The sequence below is a fragment of the Pseudoalteromonas sp. T1lg65 genome (assembly GCF_051930985.1).
GTDB lineage: Bacteria > Pseudomonadota > Gammaproteobacteria > Enterobacterales > Alteromonadaceae > Pseudoalteromonas.
Genome location: NZ_CP196837.1, coordinates 1,892,622 through 1,908,421, shown reverse-complemented (window position 1 = coordinate 1,908,421; position 15,800 = coordinate 1,892,622). Strand labels below are relative to the sequence as shown.

The 15,800-nt window shown below is 38.8% G+C and carries 20 protein-coding genes; 2 read left to right on the top strand and 18 right to left on the bottom strand.

The window, feature by feature from the left end; all coding sequences use genetic code 11:
- Nucleotides 1-39: 39 nt before the first annotated feature.
- Nucleotides 40-396 carry a hypothetical protein gene (locus ACSLBF_RS08180; protein ID WP_440056115.1) on the bottom strand — a complete coding sequence of 119 codons (357 nt, stop codon included), beginning with the start codon at nucleotides 394-396 and terminating at the stop codon, nucleotides 40-42.
- Nucleotides 397-439: 43 nt separating this feature from the next.
- Nucleotides 440-691 (bottom strand): PapB/FocB family fimbrial expression transcriptional regulator, encoded by a 252-nt coding sequence (locus ACSLBF_RS08175; RefSeq protein ID WP_440056114.1) that lies wholly within the window; start codon nucleotides 689-691, stop codon nucleotides 440-442.
- A gap of 345 nt (nucleotides 692-1,036) precedes the next feature.
- Between ACSLBF_RS08175 and ACSLBF_RS08170 the strand changes: the two genes are divergently transcribed.
- Nucleotides 1,037-1,288 carry an ogr/Delta-like zinc finger family protein gene (locus tag ACSLBF_RS08170; protein WP_440056113.1) on the top strand — a complete coding sequence of 84 codons (252 nt, stop codon included), beginning with the start codon at nucleotides 1,037-1,039 and terminating at the stop codon, nucleotides 1,286-1,288.
- Nucleotides 1,289-1,344: 56 nt separating this feature from the next.
- On the opposite strand, the gene ACSLBF_RS08165 is transcribed toward ACSLBF_RS08170, so the two are convergent.
- The 8 genes from ACSLBF_RS08165 to ACSLBF_RS08130 form a co-directional block, all read right to left on the bottom strand.
- On the bottom strand, nucleotides 1,345-2,037 hold the full coding sequence (locus ACSLBF_RS08165; protein ID WP_440056112.1) for a hypothetical protein: 693 nt from the start codon (nucleotides 2,035-2,037) through the stop codon (nucleotides 1,345-1,347).
- 807 nt (nucleotides 2,038-2,844) lie between these two features.
- Nucleotides 2,845-5,988 (bottom strand): replication endonuclease, encoded by a 3,144-nt coding sequence (locus ACSLBF_RS08160; RefSeq protein WP_440056111.1) that lies wholly within the window; start codon nucleotides 5,986-5,988, stop codon nucleotides 2,845-2,847.
- A 159-nt stretch (nucleotides 5,989-6,147) separates the two neighbouring features.
- A complete protein-coding gene (locus ACSLBF_RS08155) occupies nucleotides 6,148-6,441 on the bottom strand; it encodes a hypothetical protein (protein WP_440056110.1) in 294 nt (97 codons plus the stop codon).
- Nucleotides 6,442-6,467: 26 nt separating this feature from the next.
- Entirely contained in the window at nucleotides 6,468-7,055 is a 588-nt protein-coding gene (locus ACSLBF_RS08150; RefSeq protein WP_440056109.1) for an SAM-dependent methyltransferase, read from the bottom strand.
- Nucleotides 7,052-7,270 carry a hypothetical protein gene (locus ACSLBF_RS08145; RefSeq protein WP_440056108.1) on the bottom strand — a complete coding sequence of 73 codons (219 nt, stop codon included), beginning with the start codon at nucleotides 7,268-7,270 and terminating at the stop codon, nucleotides 7,052-7,054. Before ACSLBF_RS08145 ends, ACSLBF_RS08150 begins: the two co-directional genes overlap by 4 nt.
- 8 nt (nucleotides 7,271-7,278) lie before the next feature.
- On the bottom strand, nucleotides 7,279-7,620 hold the full coding sequence (locus tag ACSLBF_RS08140; protein WP_440056107.1) for a hypothetical protein: 342 nt from the start codon (nucleotides 7,618-7,620) through the stop codon (nucleotides 7,279-7,281).
- A gap of 1 nt (nucleotide 7,621) precedes the next feature.
- Nucleotides 7,622-7,924 (bottom strand): helix-turn-helix transcriptional regulator, encoded by a 303-nt coding sequence (locus tag ACSLBF_RS08135; RefSeq protein ID WP_440056106.1) that lies wholly within the window; start codon nucleotides 7,922-7,924, stop codon nucleotides 7,622-7,624.
- Nucleotides 7,921-8,199 carry a helix-turn-helix transcriptional regulator gene (locus ACSLBF_RS08130; protein ID WP_440056105.1) on the bottom strand — a complete coding sequence of 93 codons (279 nt, stop codon included), beginning with the start codon at nucleotides 8,197-8,199 and terminating at the stop codon, nucleotides 7,921-7,923. The genes ACSLBF_RS08135 and ACSLBF_RS08130 overlap by 4 nt, the downstream gene beginning before the upstream one ends.
- 171 nt (nucleotides 8,200-8,370) lie before the next feature.
- Between ACSLBF_RS08130 and ACSLBF_RS08125 the strand changes: the two genes are divergently transcribed.
- On the top strand, nucleotides 8,371-8,838 hold the full coding sequence (locus ACSLBF_RS08125; RefSeq protein WP_440056104.1) for a helix-turn-helix domain-containing protein: 468 nt from the start codon (nucleotides 8,371-8,373) through the stop codon (nucleotides 8,836-8,838).
- Between the two features lie 29 nt (nucleotides 8,839-8,867).
- Here ACSLBF_RS08125 and ACSLBF_RS08120 read toward each other — a convergent pair whose 3' ends face one another.
- The 8 genes from ACSLBF_RS08120 to ACSLBF_RS08085 all read right to left on the bottom strand — a co-directional run bounded on the left by ACSLBF_RS08120 (nucleotide 8,868) and on the right by ACSLBF_RS08085 (nucleotide 15,311).
- Nucleotides 8,868-9,230, bottom strand: coding sequence for a hypothetical protein (locus ACSLBF_RS08120; RefSeq protein ID WP_440056103.1), 363 nt, complete (start codon nucleotides 9,228-9,230; stop codon nucleotides 8,868-8,870).
- 3 nt (nucleotides 9,231-9,233) lie between these two features.
- Entirely contained in the window at nucleotides 9,234-9,797 is a 564-nt protein-coding gene (locus ACSLBF_RS08115; protein ID WP_440056102.1) for a hypothetical protein, read from the bottom strand.
- A 14-nt stretch (nucleotides 9,798-9,811) separates the two neighbouring features.
- On the bottom strand, nucleotides 9,812-9,973 hold the full coding sequence (locus ACSLBF_RS08110) for a hypothetical protein (RefSeq protein WP_440056101.1): 162 nt from the start codon (nucleotides 9,971-9,973) through the stop codon (nucleotides 9,812-9,814).
- A 445-nt stretch (nucleotides 9,974-10,418) separates the two neighbouring features.
- Complete coding sequence (locus ACSLBF_RS08105) at nucleotides 10,419-10,676, bottom strand: hypothetical protein (protein WP_440056100.1); 258 nt, start codon at nucleotides 10,674-10,676, stop codon at nucleotides 10,419-10,421.
- Between the two features lie 63 nt (nucleotides 10,677-10,739).
- Complete coding sequence (locus tag ACSLBF_RS08100) at nucleotides 10,740-11,735, bottom strand: hypothetical protein (protein ID WP_440056099.1); 996 nt, start codon at nucleotides 11,733-11,735, stop codon at nucleotides 10,740-10,742.
- A gap of 386 nt (nucleotides 11,736-12,121) precedes the next feature.
- Nucleotides 12,122-12,829 (bottom strand): hypothetical protein, encoded by a 708-nt coding sequence (locus ACSLBF_RS08095; protein ID WP_440056098.1) that lies wholly within the window; start codon nucleotides 12,827-12,829, stop codon nucleotides 12,122-12,124.
- Between the two features lie 124 nt (nucleotides 12,830-12,953).
- Nucleotides 12,954-14,552 carry a hypothetical protein gene (locus ACSLBF_RS08090; RefSeq protein ID WP_440056097.1) on the bottom strand — a complete coding sequence of 533 codons (1,599 nt, stop codon included), beginning with the start codon at nucleotides 14,550-14,552 and terminating at the stop codon, nucleotides 12,954-12,956.
- A 126-nt stretch (nucleotides 14,553-14,678) separates the two neighbouring features.
- Nucleotides 14,679-15,311 (bottom strand): GyrI-like domain-containing protein, encoded by a 633-nt coding sequence (locus tag ACSLBF_RS08085; protein ID WP_440056096.1) that lies wholly within the window; start codon nucleotides 15,309-15,311, stop codon nucleotides 14,679-14,681.
- Between the last annotated feature and the right edge of the window lie 489 nt (nucleotides 15,312-15,800).

Below are 15,800 nucleotides of genomic sequence, written 5' to 3'. Positions count from 1 at the left end.
TGTTCCTGAGCTAATTATTGTCGTATCATATTCGTGAGTTTAGGATGGCTCTTTCTCTAATCTCAGATCGCTTGTTAACTTGAAAGTTGTGCCCTCTTGGTTTCCCGTAGTTTCTTTCGCTTTATTCTTGTATTCTTGAACAGCGCACCTTATATGGTGAGCAAATTGACTCAACCTCTCATCAAGTACTTTGTCGTTTTGAAAAGCTCGAAACAATTCTTTGTCTTCCTCGGTTGGATCAAAACAAACTTCATCAATAATTAAGTTGAAGTTTACATAAAAACCTTCGTTATTATACCTGTAATGATGCTTCGTCACTGAGGTTTGCGTTGGCCCAGCATGTTTATATAAACCTTCACTTTCCAAAATAGACTCAATAAAATTTAATACCGACATTGCTTATTCCTTTTATGTTCAATGGTTATATCATATTCACTCTTTAATCGAGCTGACAAGGTAAATCTAACTCCTTTATCCTTTCAATAACAGCTGCTTTTTCTTCTAGCTTATTTAAGGCCGCAGAAAGATTAGGCAATTCTACACCATTAATCATTGCTGCGGCTTTCTTATCCATCCCATTTACCAAATAGTCAAAAAGCGCACTAATAACATTCTCACTTTGAATTCGAGTAAGAGATAAAAGTAATTCAAAACGCTGTTGGCTCTGCATGCCTTTAAAAAGATATTTCATAAAATAGTTATGAGTTAAGTCATAATTATTTTAGTTTATTTTGATTTTCAGTTTTTACAATGATTTTTGCGATATTGTTGTCACTTTCATGTCAAAGCGTGTCACAACTTTGACAATCAGATCCTTTTAAGCAAATCGCTAGATCTTTTATTTACTTGGCTTAGCTCTAAGGCGGTTGTCACTAGGCTTGTCAATTTGACGCATTTTTTGTGCAAAAGCGGAAGGCGAGGAGGAGTGAATTTTTCGCCCTTTTGCTTTCTCGCTCTCATTTCTGGGTGATATTTGCAGAGGCCGCGAATACTGTATAGAATCACAGTATCTTAGTTGTTTTGAGGTGAGGTTTTGATGGCTAGAGTAACGTGTCCTAACTGTGAGGCTAAAGCTATCGTCACGTCTCGTGATAAACAAAGCACACATGTAGTTACGCTATATTGTTCTTGCAGTAATACTCGTGAGTGTGGTGCCACATTTCGAGTGACACAATCATTTGATCATTTCATTAATCCCCCCTGTAAAAGTACAGCGCAAATCGCAGCTGGGCTTATTAAGAATCTTCCAAGAGAGCAGCAGCTGGAATTACTTGGCTTTAACCAATAGCATAGAGCAAAAACTTCAGCGTGTTTTTTTAAAGCTAGTATTATTACAACCCGTCACTATAAGAACATAGAAAGCATTAGAATTACAACAATTAAGCAGCTACACTCAAAAACCTTCTTCTGCAACTTGTATCTATCTAACTGAGCTTGGCTTTCAAAAACACCGTGCTTGTATGAGTATACATGATCTATTTTCTGAAATTTTTCATCATGTAACGCTACTCTTTGATTCCAATTTTCATAAGATTCTTTATCTTTATAAATATGCCAGCTACACTTTTGATTTGAAACGTCGTCTCCTTGGTTTAACAGTAGCTCTGAAACGGCGTACCCTTGTTTTAACACTTCTTCTTTCAATACGTTTTTAGCTATATACAACTCGTCTTCACTAGTTGCATATCCAAATCTATATTTAATGTAATAAAATACGTCTAAATCGTAATACTCTAAATTGTTAGGAGGGAAAATTTCCTCTCCGCATATTAATTTTTTTGCATATTCGACTCCCCCTTTTCCTTTTTTATAAGGTTCGGACCTATCTACAATAATCTTCCGTGGAATAAAACCTCGCTCGGAAACTTGCCATCCTGATGGCAAATTGTATATTGTACTTAGCTCCTTTAGTAGATCTCTGCTGCCACCTCTATACTGTCTAGCTGTATTCTCATACTCCTTACGCTCTGCGTCTAATCTTCTTTTTTCTTGTTCGAGTTTATCCCTTTCTTGAATATGTATGTATTGATTGTTCATTCGTGTACTCTCCTAAATCCTTTCAAACTCCGGCCATCATCATCGCGCTCAACAATTGCACAATTTACAAACTCTGTTGTTTCACTACTCAACTTTTCTCGGCATAGCCGATCGTGTAACTTAATGCAACTACCAATCTAGTGTATAGAATGTACACAAAAACTAAAAGCACTGTGTTTATTAGTAATATTGGAAATATCAGAGTGGACAAATTTGAATATTATAAAGGCCTAACACTAGGCCCTTGAACGTGTTTAGTTAATGTTATTTGCAACTAAAGCCTTCAATATAATCAATGGATTGACGGTGATGCTCTGGATCAGGGCCGTGAGTAAGAGTGAAAGCTTCTGTGAGGTTATCACCAAAATATTTATATTCGGGTCTCGAGACTGTTACTTTCGTAGCATTGTTTTCCCAATGCACTATACCGATAGTAACAGGATAATGAGATTCTTTTTTATAGGTAAACCTTTTGGTGACCCCATTACATGAAACTTTAAAATCAGCTTTATAAGCATTAGCTTCCTAGTCCAAGAACATCGGCTTCACCGAGACCCATATAATTCCGGCCTCAGCAGGAGTGTAAAATCTATCGAGCACAGTATCTCCGGCTAAAGCCGAGTTAGCAATTAAACTAAGTGGTATACTAAGAATCGTAGTTAAAATAACTTTTTTCATAATCAGTCCTTAAAAATGTGAATGTTGAGATGCCATTAAACGTTAATTAAATGAATGTGCAAAGTTAATGAATTACTTTAAATTTTAACTGCATACCAGAGAAAGCCAACACAAATTTTGAACTGTCAGCTATGCCATAAACCCAATATCCCACCAATTATTCGCATTGATATCACTGGCTAATCCGCTAATTATCAACCTAGCTAGCTCAATATCACCAACCAACTGTAGCTTATTCTTGAAGTTACAGTTCGACGGCAAGCTCCGCTGTTCGGCTTCAGCCAAGCTGAATGCTACATCAACAATTTCTCTCGCCTCACGCCAATGATCCTTTTCTGGTGTAGCGGCAATCACTCTGTCCATATCGCTGAAGTCGAGTTGTTTAAACGAACGCAACTTATCACCCTCTTTATAGAAAACCCGCCCATGAGCCATAACGGTTCCATCCTCTTCTAACGCTTTGAGCTGTTCATCATCTAGGGCATCCCAATACGCTATGCTGTTTACAGCTTCGTTCCTGCGTTCTTCAGCTTGTTTTTGGGCAAGCGTTTGCGCTACGTGAACCACATAATCATGTTTGATTGCTTTTTTCTGCTCTTTTTCATCCATAACGAGCAATTGACCTCCCCGAATTACGTAAACTCGGCCATTGTGATGCACCTTTTTACCGTCCGCCAGATCCTTTTTAAACTCTGCGATCTCTTTTTCTGTATACCCAATCAGATCTAACAAAAATCCGTCTCTATGCCCTGTAGGGCAAGGCGTACAATTATTCCCACTAGTCCAAGATAGGTCGGCTGCGCCGACGTTGTTGGCATCGTGCATACTCGCATCATAGGTGTTGTCGTTAGCTGCGGCAGTACCAATTGGTTGTTTGTCCCAGGTGTGAACTCGAGTTATTAGCGTGCATCTACTTTGTTCATCAACCACGCCTTTAAGCCGCTTTGTGCACTCTGAATACGCATTGGCGAACTCAGTATGTTGATAAGCAGGTTTAAACCTAGCCTCACGGCCAATGCCAAAACCACCCATTAAGGTCACAAATGTCTTAAAGTCCCCCCCATCAGCAGCTTTACGCACTTGCTCTAGCTCGTCATTGCCTTTAACTTCTTCACGTACTCTGCGCAGCTCACGCCAGATGGTAATTGAGGGGGATTTTTGAAACTGGAATTGACGAATGCCCCACGTACTTGCCCATGCTTTTACCGGGTTAACAGCCTTAATGAGCTTTTCACCGGTTTCCGCGTCGTATTCATTGGCTAAAGCAAACCCGTCTATGTTCTTACTTACATATTTAGCGATATAAGCCGCAGCACCACCTGTTTTGTTACCATCTTTATCAACCTTTGGTGGCTCCATTCTAATGGCCGTATAGCGAGGGCCGCTTGGGGTGTAATCCTTTTTGGGTTCTCGCGTATAGACTTTGCGCTTTTTATTGAGGCCCCATATTCTACGAGCACGAACATACCTGGCACGCAGTGATTTACGCTTTTTGAACCGTTCAAAAAAGACCTCTCTATCGTCTTTGGTAAAGTAGTGGCGCAGGATGTGATTTACTTTGTGGTAGTAACGCTCAGGCATCCACAGCAGCATATGCCAGTGAGTACAGCCGTCGGCGTGTGGCTCAGCAACGCGAATACCAAAATATGGGATTTCTTCGCGGTCCAGCTTAGCGCGTGCCTGTGAGTACAGTTTATTCAGGTAGTCACTTGCTTCTTTCGGTGTAGAGCCATCCCACTTAGGAGAGTTCGCATGGAACCGGCTCGGGGTTGTAATGTTAAAAAAACCGCCTACATAACCCATTTCGTCGGCAAGTTCTTCCGTTTCGCGGATCCGTAGCATTAATTCATTACGCATGTTTTCAGGGTTGGCGACTCCAGCTTCAACGGCTTTCATCAACGAAATTACATCGTTTTGCTCATTTACAAGCTCTAAGCTTTCTAGGTATCGCCTACCCTTTTCTCGGTCTGCTTGGTACTCTTTAAGCGCCTGCTTAGAGCAATACGCATTAATCCCCTTTCTTTTGGTTGTCGATCCTGTCTTTTTTTTATGTGTGGTAAATAGGTCTCGGCCCACTTCTCCCGTAGCGATCTCTAAATGCTCTAAATAGCGGCGCCTAATGGTTTTCAATTTACGCGCCCACCACTTGTGGCACTGGGCCTTTAATAGTGCAACTTCTGCATCTGGCTCAGTTAAATACTCGCCCTTTTCCTCAAAAGCTAACGTAACACCATACTGCTCAGTGAATTCAGCTATGGCGTTATAAAATTCAACTTTGCTCCAGTTTGATTGCTCGGCGGCTAGATCGGTTAATACCTCGGTCACTTTAGCGGCAAGCTTGCTCGCGTGTTTTTTCGTTTTTTCTGCATTGGCTATGATGTGCCAAGGCAATGGCATGCTGTCTGTTATCCTCTTAAGTGTTCTTAGGCGGGGCTTAAGAGTGTTTACTGCACGTCTAAGCCAAGCATTGGCTTGGTACTGGCATTTTGCGTGGTTTTTATAGTCTTCTGGTACACCCTGTTGCGTGTGCTTACCAAACTCATATAACCGCTTGCTGATCTCTAGCAGCTCATCCTTACCAGCGCTCGCTAGGTTTTGAAGTGATGAGTCATACTTAACTATAAAACGTTTAGCAAATCGCAACTGTAGAGGTTTTGGTACTTTGCTTAAGCAGTCATATACAAAGTCAATCTCCGCTTGGTCGCCTAAGGAGTTAACTAGGGCCATCGCACTGCTTGTTACCAAGCTGCTAGCTTGTTTGACAATACTGTTCTCTGCGTCTAGTTCCGCTTGTGTTCGTTCACGCTTAAGCAGCTCAAGACGTTTTTCTTTTGCCACCTCTGCTACTTTGAGCATTTCCTCAGTTTGTCTAACAAAACTGGCCTGAATACTTCTAGCACGCTTGCTGGCTACTATGTCGGCAGCAATATAATTGTGGTGGCGGTTGTTATGCACTTTATTTAATGCCGCAACAGCCTGTTTGCTGAAACTTAAACTGGTTAAATCTATTCTATGAGGTGTAGTTTCAAGCACGTTACAAAACCAAGCGTTAGCAGGTTCGCTTGGGTTTGTAGGCTCGTCTTGATACCAAGCATCTGGCTCAGGTGTTATTTTAGAGATGTATTGTTTGGCTAGTTTATACTGGATATAAACGGTAAATCGCTGCAAGCCGTTTAACAAAGTCGCTCTATGCGCGTTGTCTCGTACTTGCTTTGTGATGGTTACTGCGGCTTTACAAACCTCAAATGTTTTTATTGGCCATATGATGCTCACTGGCATACTCCCTTAAAAAGGGGCTTTCGCCCCATACAACATGGAGAAGTTGGAATTTAAATTTAGCCGGCTAGTGCTTTGTAAATTGCAGAAACGTAATTTGCCTAATTGCAGCGTTATTGCCCTTCCCCATAGTCTCTAAATCAAGCATTACGTGGTTCATGCAGCTTCCTCAATTTGTTCAATTGATAACGGCTCTCCACCCATTTGGGCGGCATTAAGTGCTGTTTTCATTTGGTCGTAAATGAGGGAATACTCAGCATGCTCTTCGCTAATCATTTCGATGATTGGAATCAAATCAGTTAGCGTGTCTTCGCACTGCATTAACATGTGAATTGTGCTGCGTTGATTAAGCAAACGGATTGTAAAATTGGCCTGTTCAACCGCATGATTAACAATGTTGCTGATTAAACGCTGCGCTTTGGATAGATCTTGGTCTTTGATAGGGAGCATTTTTAATATTCCTTTGGATAGTTAAATTAGATTACAGCTAGTTCTGCTGGGAGCCTGAACCCTTTGCAAAATACAAAGTGGGCGTATTCGATGGAGTCGGTTTTACTTGGTTTTTCAGGGTTAAACGCACCCCGCTTGCTATGCACATATACCGAAGCAAGCGGTAAGGATTGCCACATGACTTTTCGCTTTATACTTCCTAACCAATTGAGGCGTTGTAACATGATAACCATGCCGCCATCTCTAACCATGTTTAACGAGTGATAAACAAACTCTTGTGAGAGCCTAAAAGGTGGATTAGTTATGATCATGTCGTACTGGTTATGCTCTGGCCCGGTAGGTTGCTTTAAAAAATCAACCCCCTTACGCTCTGCGCGAGAATCAGTTCTTATATCCCAACTCTCGGCTATAAGCCCGTGTTGAGCTAGCACCGAAGGGTAACTCATTTCATATTTTTCACACCCACCTGCACTTGGGTCTAGGATTTGGTTGTACGACCCAAAGTCGCTGATTCCATCTTGATCAAAGGCATACAAAAAGTCGTTAATCATCCAGTGTGGCGTTACGTAGTAGTCATCTTCATGACGTATGTATCCTCGGCCTGTTGAGCTCATGACTTCACCTCACCTAATGCTAAGCGCAGCATACGGATAGACTCTTCACAACCGCCTGTAGACTCAACCCAACCAATGGTTTGTTCAATAGCACGAGTCAGTTTTGCGTTTAACTCTAGCTGCTCTTGGTACAAACGGTTTAGTTTGCCTAATTGTCTAGGCGTAGACATAAACGTTCTAACCGGTGCTTTTATCACTGTTGTAGATACACGCATAACAACTCCTAATGTTGCTTTATTGGTGTAACTACGCTGTCGGCACTGTAGCGTGGCGTATTTGGCTTTGCGCCATGATAAAAGCACTCTGGTTGCATGGCGTTTGCGTCGATAAACTCAATCACAATGTTGTTCAAGAACATCAAGCCATTGCGTACTTTGTCGCGCTCGTCTAGCGTCATATCATCCCAGTGCTTATCTAGGTCTAAACGGCTGAACCCTGCTGTAAACAGCACGAGTTGACGTTGCTTTTGGCTAAGTACGTTTGTAAAGATGTAACCAGGCTTTTTACGGTGGTCGCCAATCATTGCTCTAATTTCGCGTAAGCCCTGAGGTTGTGTATTTGCCATGTTAAACCTCCTTACTTTCTATGTAGCTGTCTCTGAATTTTATAAGTTGGGTACGTCGATAATGATTTGATCTACCAAATGGAATAGCAGGTGGAAATCCATCTTTTTTTGCGAGTTCCCAAAATTTCTTGCGGCCACATCCAAGGAGCTTCATTGCATCTATTGTGGGTAATAGTTCGTCTTTTAGCTCAGACTCCTGTTGAGCTAGTTGTTGTTTAAGCTGCAAGTTCTCATTAAGTAATGTCATAAGAATGGCCTGTGCATCTGGGGAGATATTTAGCTGAGTTATAGCTTCAATATTCATGCTGCTTGCTCCTTGGCTTGCAGCAATTGCTCGCCGTACTGAGAGTAAAAAGACTCTGTAGTCATTGAGCGCCACAAATTAATGTCTGTCTCTAACCACACCGAACATCTATGCGTTAACTTTTGAGCTCTAGGGAACTTACCTTCGCTCATTAGTTTATAGATATGAGACTGCGACATGCCGCACATATCCATAACTCTCTCTAGCCTTAAGAAACCTTCATTTGGTCCAACAACTTCGCCAAGCAGGTTCTTCCTTAACTCTTGTATTTCCATGTATCACCTCATAAGTCATTTATGTACTTGATTGGTTCCTAAATGGCCCTTTCTTATGCTAACCTCTACTACAGTAGTCGGATAAATCTACTGAACAATAACAGGAACAAACTTTAGAAACCCAAGGTTCTTTTTGGAACCTTTTAAGCACTCTAGGATCTTATTGTAATCATGTCAAGTCATGTAGGTGATAAATTAAAATTAGTACGGACTTCACTTGGGTTAACACAAGCACAATTCTGCGATCTGCTTGGTATTGGTATCGGTGGATATAAGAAGTATGAAATAGGGCTTTCTGAGCCTGGATATCCCGTAATTGAGAAATTTGCTAATCACGAAAGTACAAAAATGTACATGCTATGGTTACTGACTGACAATACTAATCCATCTCTTGGTCAAATATCTCCGGGGGATAAGCTCACTGTATCTGCAGGTGAGCTTTCAGATGATGAATTCGAGACTCAGTTTGTTGAAATAGTATCGCAAGCAATCTTAATGTTTTGTCATCTAAATTGGTTTACACCTAATACACAAAAGCCAGTAGATTTCGATGACTGTGGTAAGTTAATCTTAAAAGACTTAAAACCTTTATTATCCTCAAAATATTCAGGTAAACAGGAAACTAGTAAAACAGCATAAAAAAACCCGCTAAGTTGCGGGTTTATACTCTATTTCACAGCCTTAAGAACTGGCCGCTCTGGTTTTGGTACTAAAATTATAGGCTGTGCGCCAACCAACTTCACATAATTTCTAACACCATTATGAGCAATTTGCACTTTCTTGTATTGGATTGTTTTGTCTTGTTCTGTTATTGCATCATATACCTGAAGTATTACGCTATGTGACTTCATGTTCACTTCAGTAAAGTCTAACACGTCGGGGCTTTTCAGTAAAAACCGTGAAAATAAAGTAAGCAGCTTACGTTCAAAACCTAACTTTTCTTCTACTTCATTCAATATATTCAGATATATAAATGCGGAGAAAAGTAACACTATAGCCATGGTCACAAATAAAATTAGTTGTTCTGACATACTTTAACGTCCCAGTTTTAGTTTTTTTATTCTTACAAGTGCAACAATTGGGTATATTCCAATTGTGACCAGTGTTGCAATATTAAACAAAACCACGCAAATTTTGTACATTGGCATATAAAAGTCAAACCCTAATATTGCCCGAATATAAAATTGAATTAATTGATTTGCACATATAAGAATGGAAATTAGGATAGTGATTCTAGCAACAGTTGAAAAAGCACATTTTCTGATCTTATGAGCTACAACGACAGTCATTAAAAAGGCAAATTCAAGGAAAAACAATGTTGCGTAGAAGATTTGTCGAAGATGCAATTTATCATCAATGTTCAAAGATAGAATTAAATTTGAAATAATACTAGTAATAGGATGAAAAACGGCAACAGAAATCGCAGTCAGAAAGCAGCTATGTAACAATGCATCACTTTCACTTGAAATGTCTTTAAAACCACCAAAAAACAATTGACTCAGCTTTTGATAGCTTAACGCACATATACTTATGACTACTGTAATTTGTAAACAAATCACAAAAATACCAATAAAGTAGAGACTTCCATTAACCGTCAAAATCAATCCTTATTTCATTTTAAAATTTCGTTTTCTTTTTTATAGCTTGACTCTGCGTAGACTATGCTTGCTCCACCCTGCTCTTGCATTGAAGGAGGTTCAATACCGTCACCACTGCCAGTACCTCCACCATGAACTTTCTTCAATTGGCTCTTATCAAGTGTTTTGGAGTTCATATTTAGATCCTTATTCATTATGTTGATAAATCCTTACACTTGTTTATTCAATGTTAATGCATTTGGCGCTGCATGACAACAAGCAAAGTTAGTTTATCGCAATTAGTGCGCGGGCTACAAGCTAAAGAACTGTATATAAATACAGGCTTATTCACATACCCAAAAGTCGTTACTATACAATAATGCTGATTACGTCTATTGGAATTGCAAACATTCCACCTAATAGTGCTAAGCCAACAACTAGACACCCTATTGATGGGAGTTATATCTGTTTATTTTTGAGTTATAGGTATTTTATTTTTCATATGCCACATATTTTGACAAGTGCTGTGTATGAAAGGCTACTACTTTAAGGTGTCCCATTTCTACTAATTTAATACTATCTTGAAATCTGTATAAGCTAACATGCCGACAGCTCTTGCGGAACCTGCACCAGCCGTAAAGCTTATTTCTTGGTTTCATACCCATCAATACGAACCAAGGCATTTAGGCCCATGTATCTAGTCAGCTTGAATTTGTATGGATATCGCTTTGCAATTTGTACCAACTTTATACAAGGCACACCTGTTCTCCACGCTAATAAAATTATGACTATTGGCCGTTGCTCTGTTTGCTGAATTAAAAATGCGTACTCTTGGTTAGGCAAAAGTGAATTACCGTTAGACTTGTTGACTAGGGAAAGTAGGTTTTGTAGGTATTTCATTATTCATCCTTGGATTTAAGAGCGCACTCCACTGCGCTCTTGATAATACTAGTTCAAGGAATGTTACTGTCCACCATTCAAGGGAGTTAGTTCATTATTTCCAGTAATCAGAATTTTCAAAAAGGCCATCTGGTTTGTGCTATATGATTTCTGCTTTTTAATTTTACCGTCAATCTTTTTAAAAGTATCAAATGTTACGACCCCCTGATACATTTTTCCTTCGTCCATATCCCATCCAGAGGGCACTGCGTACATAACTTGAATTAGCTCGCTTAAAAATGAATGTTCAAAAACATCCCCTTCCTTAAAGGATAAGCAAATCCCTTGAACCCAAGTCATGTAAGACTTTTTATTCTTCATTCTCTTTACATAACTCATACCAAGAGCTTCTCGATGACCGTAGCAAACTTTATATTTCCAATGCGCAGTTTTTATTGTAATTCCACCTTTGATATTGGCTACTATTGGTGCGATTAAAGCTGGCTTTGCGATAGCTCGAGCCTTGTACTGTTTTTTTAAACTCTCTAAAAACTGCAGCTCGTAGTAGTAATCGGTGGAGAAACTAAATTCTGACTTAATTATTGTGTAAAACTTATTTGCGGCGCCATCGAAACTAGTAAAGTGACTCGGTTTGCAGCATTTCCCACCAATCTGCCAAGGCCTCTCTCGCTTAAAACCATCTTCATTAAGTTCTCTAAACTCAATGCTCACAATAGCCTCTCCAGCTTGCTTTATACAAATATTCTGGTTTTCTGTTACTATTTTTGTAGATTCTGGAATAAGTGGGCTTACTAAGTTGATTAAGGTTTCAATTGTGCCTACACGCAGTGGTAGTTCTGCATATTCATAATTTTTTACCTCATCGGGCTCTAAAAAAGTAACCTTTTCAAGTTCGAATTCTCTTTCTTCGTCACGAAGTTTACAGATTGCATAGATTTTTCCTTTAGACAACTTCGTTGGAAGTATTGGCCTAACTTTACCTGGGTAACTACCGGCAGCATAAATAATGTGAACAACTTGATTTTTTTCTATTGCCGCTGCCGCAAGGGAATGAGACATGTAAAACTTCCTTATTATATTTAACAAAAATAATAACTTTGCATTACACATCTTACAATCTGGGGATTTAAACAGTACTCCCTATATGATACCGCTGTTTAACTTGGGCTTAGAAGCTAATATGAACTTTGTACACAACTACTGTTACTACCTCACTTGACAAGACAGGCAGTTATGAGCGAGAGGCGAACTGTCAAACAAATACGTTTTGGACAGAAATGCGTTAGAGATGGAGGACGGCTCTGTGCCACAAGCCAACAGTCGTAACGCCCTGTTAAGGTGTGAGCAACGCCGCACCCAAGCTCCCGCATACCACCTTAAACACTAAACGCAACGCATAGTAAAAATGCCACGCGTTGCGAATCACTCTTAAACAGTTTGTTAGCTTAAATTTTGCACTCTGAACTTTTAGAGAACCATTCAGTATCTCTACATGCAGTTTCCAAAGCTGATATTTCAGAATTCAAACTTAGTGGCGTCCAATAGTCACCTGAAACTAAATACTTATTCTTTGTGATGGAGTTCACCCACCCAAAGCCAACGAGTTGTCTATGAAAAGCACTAATTAATGAATTGGTCGGCATTACTTCATATTCAATAAAGACTATCATAGCCTCTGGCTTATAGTAATCTCTAGCAGATAGCGGTGGGATTCTAAACGCTTCACTTCTGTTCGATTCAATCTTGACACCATCTAACTCTTTAAATTCATACGCAGGAATATATGTTTCATTACCACCTGGAATTGAAACACCATCTTCGTCTACTTGTAATTCAGCAAGAATATCTTTTGTAAGAGTAAAAACGATTTTTTGATTAAAGTCTGGATAGACCCTTAATTTTTCAACGGTATAATCTATCGGGCTGCTGTTAGTTGCTTTGAACTCGTATCCGGAATTTAAAGGTTTGGTGAATGATATGGCTACGCCTTTATCAAAATAGTTGAACGAGACTTGTAAGATCACTAACAGCAAACCACTACCCATTAAAAACCCCAAAAACTTAGCAAGCTTTGAAGACTTATCCATAATAGAGGTTTCGTTGGGGATTCTCTTTGAAGGTTTCCTTGAAGCCTTTTTCTTTTTCTTCGACATACACTCTAACCTAAAATATTTAAGCTAACGCCGCAATAAGCGGACTAAAATAGTGGGTTAAAATGTAGAGCGAAGCGAAACCTAACCCACTGTTTTAGTTCCGTTTAATTGCCTTGTTATATTTTCATAGCTGACTAGCTGACAGACCAAATGACATTCCTACTAAATGCCCTACATCAAAAAATGGAATTCGATGTTCCATTTGAGAATAATGTGAACATTTTACAATAGTCAAATTTCGGTTATCTTTCGCGTTCACGTTTGTCAGAAGATCAATATATTCAGGATCATCTCCAATAAACACAACATTTTGAAAAGTAAGGGCTGAAGAATCAAAAGAAGACTTGTCTTGAAAAATATCGTGAGTGACTTCGAAAACAGACTCTATTTTTTTTACTTTTTCCCCGAAGGCAAATGCAACAAGCTCAAACATGCAATTATTACCTTTAAGTTTTGCGCCATCTAATGATGAAACAGGTATTTTAACTAAGGGGATATCATCAATTGCATTAGAAAAGGCAAATACTTTGTAAGTTTTATTTTCTTCTAACACTCTACAGTTGCGTAAAGCTTGATAAACTAATTCTTCTAATTTTAAATTACTAAAATCACTCTCTGGGTACAGCTCTTTATACATTGGAGAAAATTTTTCAATTGATTCAGCAAGGAAGTTAACATCAATTAAAACGGCTGTATTGGAGTAATTCACGGTTTTATTTTTTACTTTGTTTTTTTTTGCTTTTTCTAATTTTGTATCTCTGATGGCTTCGAGTTCAACCCAGCTTTTATTGTAAAAGCAAACTAGATCTCTAATGCATTTGGTTATGTATAACTGTAATTTATTGAAAAGATCTGTTTGTTTACTAAGTTCTGGTATCAATATTTCTATACTCTTACCATTGTGAATTATTTCCGTACGCAATCCATCTTCATTGTCACCGCTAGAATAGTATTTAAACTCTTCCTGCAATCTATGAATGTCCGAGCTGTTTTCGGCTATGTGAGCCGCAATTTTTGTTCTAACCTTCTGGAACTTAGTAAAACTATTTGGATCGGCGATAAATTCAAACAATCTCATTATTTCGATGAATTTCCCTGTATTATCATTTTCTTCCAATGCATTTGAAAACATTCTCAATGCTTGTTTCGCTATGTTCCCAACCTCTCCAATATCATCATTTAATAGGTTAAAATTAGTGAAAATTTCGGAGTTAATATCTAAACCTACACCCGCCGTTAAAGTATTACTGTAGATCGTAGTATCTATGATACGAGTAAAAGGACTCCCTTTCCCATTGTACATTAACAGTAACGTCTCACCTGATGTAACTTGCCCCAACCTTGCTGGCATAGTTTTAGGAGCAACTAAGGAGCAAAACTCAAATTTTATATAATCGATAATTATGGAGGCTTTAGATATTGCAGTAGTCATAATTTGCAAATCACTTGATACGCTCCCAGGGTAATCAGCATAAGTTTGATCATTGATTACTACTAAAGGGTTTGATTTAAGCTTCTCAATGTTTGAATCAAATTTATCTTTGTCTTCTTGAGACATAATAATTGTATTACTAAACATATCATCAATATCGATACAGCCTTTTGGAAAGATTCTTATGTTCCCAAATGACTCTTCACTTGTTAAATCAAGTCTCTCCACGGGGAAAATATAAAAATACTTCGCTTCAAGATCGTTTCCGTACAAATCTTCAATTTTATTCATAAATCCTCGGAGAAAATATAACGCCGCGTTAAACGGCAATTTGCAGTTGGCTAAACTCAGTGAGCGAAGCGAACAACAGCCAACTGTAAATTGTCCGATTCAATGCTTTGTTAGGCATTTTTTAATTTACTTAACCTTAAATCTCAATACCGTTTTTAGCTTTTCAGGAACAACTTTTCTCGCATCTGATAGGTAAATTTCACGATGAATTTTTGATAGGCGAGTTAATCCATTTTCACGTGAAAATGCTTCCATTTTTTCAAATGTTTCAGGCTCATCTTCAAACCTCCCTAAGTGAAGCATTTGAACGCACTTTCCATCTGCTATTGATTCAAATTTTACTTGTTCGAGTAAAGGATTTAGCTTTTTCTTTTTTACGGATTCAATAATATCCCTAAAAACACTTTCGTCTACAAATTCCGGTTGCCTAATCATTATTTGATAAATCAGGTCTTCCTTTGCAATTGTTCCTTTGAATCGCTTTTTCGCTTCTTCATTTATATCCCATACCCCTTCCAGTGGGTAAACTGTATAATCAAAGTATCCAGAAGGTTGGTATTCTTCCTTTTTGGACAGCATCTTAATACCGTATGCTACTGAATATAAAGCGCCGATACATTCATTGAATATACTCTCGGCAGGACTCCCTTCACCTTTTATTGTTATAAATTTAAATTCCGGTACTTCTACTATTTCTGGCTTTTGTTTGGGAATGTATAACTTCTTTTCTTTCTTACGCCACTCGTATTTTTCTGACACTTAACTTCCTTTCTTGTCAACTATGTTTGGGTATGCGATTAATGCCTAACAACTTATTCTGTCCCACTTTGGTAGTTTATAACGCACCAAAACGGCTCATATTACATACCTTTATAATTCCACCAATAATTGCTACTGTAAACAGGCATATAGCACAGCGGCAAATTCTAGTTCGTCACTTTACCCCAAAACGGCGAGTAATAATGTTATCGGACAAAATCAGGCATTTTGTATAAAAACAGCATAACTTTGCTCACTATCAACGTCGGCTTCTCGTTCAAAACAGACATTTAGAGCATTTACGTTAAAGCATTTTGGGGCAGATACGAGTTACGCTGATAGTCTGTTTATGGCACATTTTCGACTGTAAGATTTGATTGATTTTTATTAATCGAGTCTTACAAGTCAATCTAAGACCAATTCAGTTGAGATCCGTGGTAAGTAACGCCAATATATCTGCGCTTGGTTTATTTCGTAAACGCCTAAACC

Coding starts and splice junctions, on each gene's coding strand:
- ACSLBF_RS08180 (WP_440056115.1), bottom strand. CDS start 396: ATGTCGGTATTAAATTTTATTGAGTCTATTTTGGAAAGTGAAGGTTTA.
- ACSLBF_RS08175 (WP_440056114.1), bottom strand. CDS start 691: ATGAAATATCTTTTTAAAGGCATGCAGAGCCAACAGCGTTTTGAATTA.
- ACSLBF_RS08170 (WP_440056113.1), top strand. CDS start 1,037: ATGGCTAGAGTAACGTGTCCTAACTGTGAGGCTAAAGCTATCGTCACG.
- ACSLBF_RS08165 (WP_440056112.1), bottom strand. CDS start 2,037: ATGAACAATCAATACATACATATTCAAGAAAGGGATAAACTCGAACAA.
- ACSLBF_RS08155 (WP_440056110.1), bottom strand. CDS start 6,441: ATGCTCCCTATCAAAGACCAAGATCTATCCAAAGCGCAGCGTTTAATC.
- ACSLBF_RS08150 (WP_440056109.1), bottom strand. CDS start 7,055: ATGAGCTCAACAGGCCGAGGATACATACGTCATGAAGATGACTACTAC.
- ACSLBF_RS08145 (WP_440056108.1), bottom strand. CDS start 7,270: ATGCGTGTATCTACAACAGTGATAAAAGCACCGGTTAGAACGTTTATG.
- ACSLBF_RS08140 (WP_440056107.1), bottom strand. CDS start 7,620: ATGGCAAATACACAACCTCAGGGCTTACGCGAAATTAGAGCAATGATT.
- ACSLBF_RS08135 (WP_440056106.1), bottom strand. CDS start 7,924: ATGAATATTGAAGCTATAACTCAGCTAAATATCTCCCCAGATGCACAG.
- ACSLBF_RS08130 (WP_440056105.1), bottom strand. CDS start 8,199: ATGGAAATACAAGAGTTAAGGAAGAACCTGCTTGGCGAAGTTGTTGGA.
- ACSLBF_RS08125 (WP_440056104.1), top strand. CDS start 8,371: ATGTCAAGTCATGTAGGTGATAAATTAAAATTAGTACGGACTTCACTT.
- ACSLBF_RS08120 (WP_440056103.1), bottom strand. CDS start 9,230: ATGTCAGAACAACTAATTTTATTTGTGACCATGGCTATAGTGTTACTT.
- ACSLBF_RS08110 (WP_440056101.1), bottom strand. CDS start 9,973: ATGAACTCCAAAACACTTGATAAGAGCCAATTGAAGAAAGTTCATGGT.
- ACSLBF_RS08105 (WP_440056100.1), bottom strand. CDS start 10,676: ATGAAATACCTACAAAACCTACTTTCCCTAGTCAACAAGTCTAACGGT.
- ACSLBF_RS08100 (WP_440056099.1), bottom strand. CDS start 11,735: ATGTCTCATTCCCTTGCGGCAGCGGCAATAGAAAAAAATCAAGTTGTT.
- ACSLBF_RS08095 (WP_440056098.1), bottom strand. CDS start 12,829: ATGTCGAAGAAAAAGAAAAAGGCTTCAAGGAAACCTTCAAAGAGAATC.
- ACSLBF_RS08090 (WP_440056097.1), bottom strand. CDS start 14,552: ATGAATAAAATTGAAGATTTGTACGGAAACGATCTTGAAGCGAAGTAT.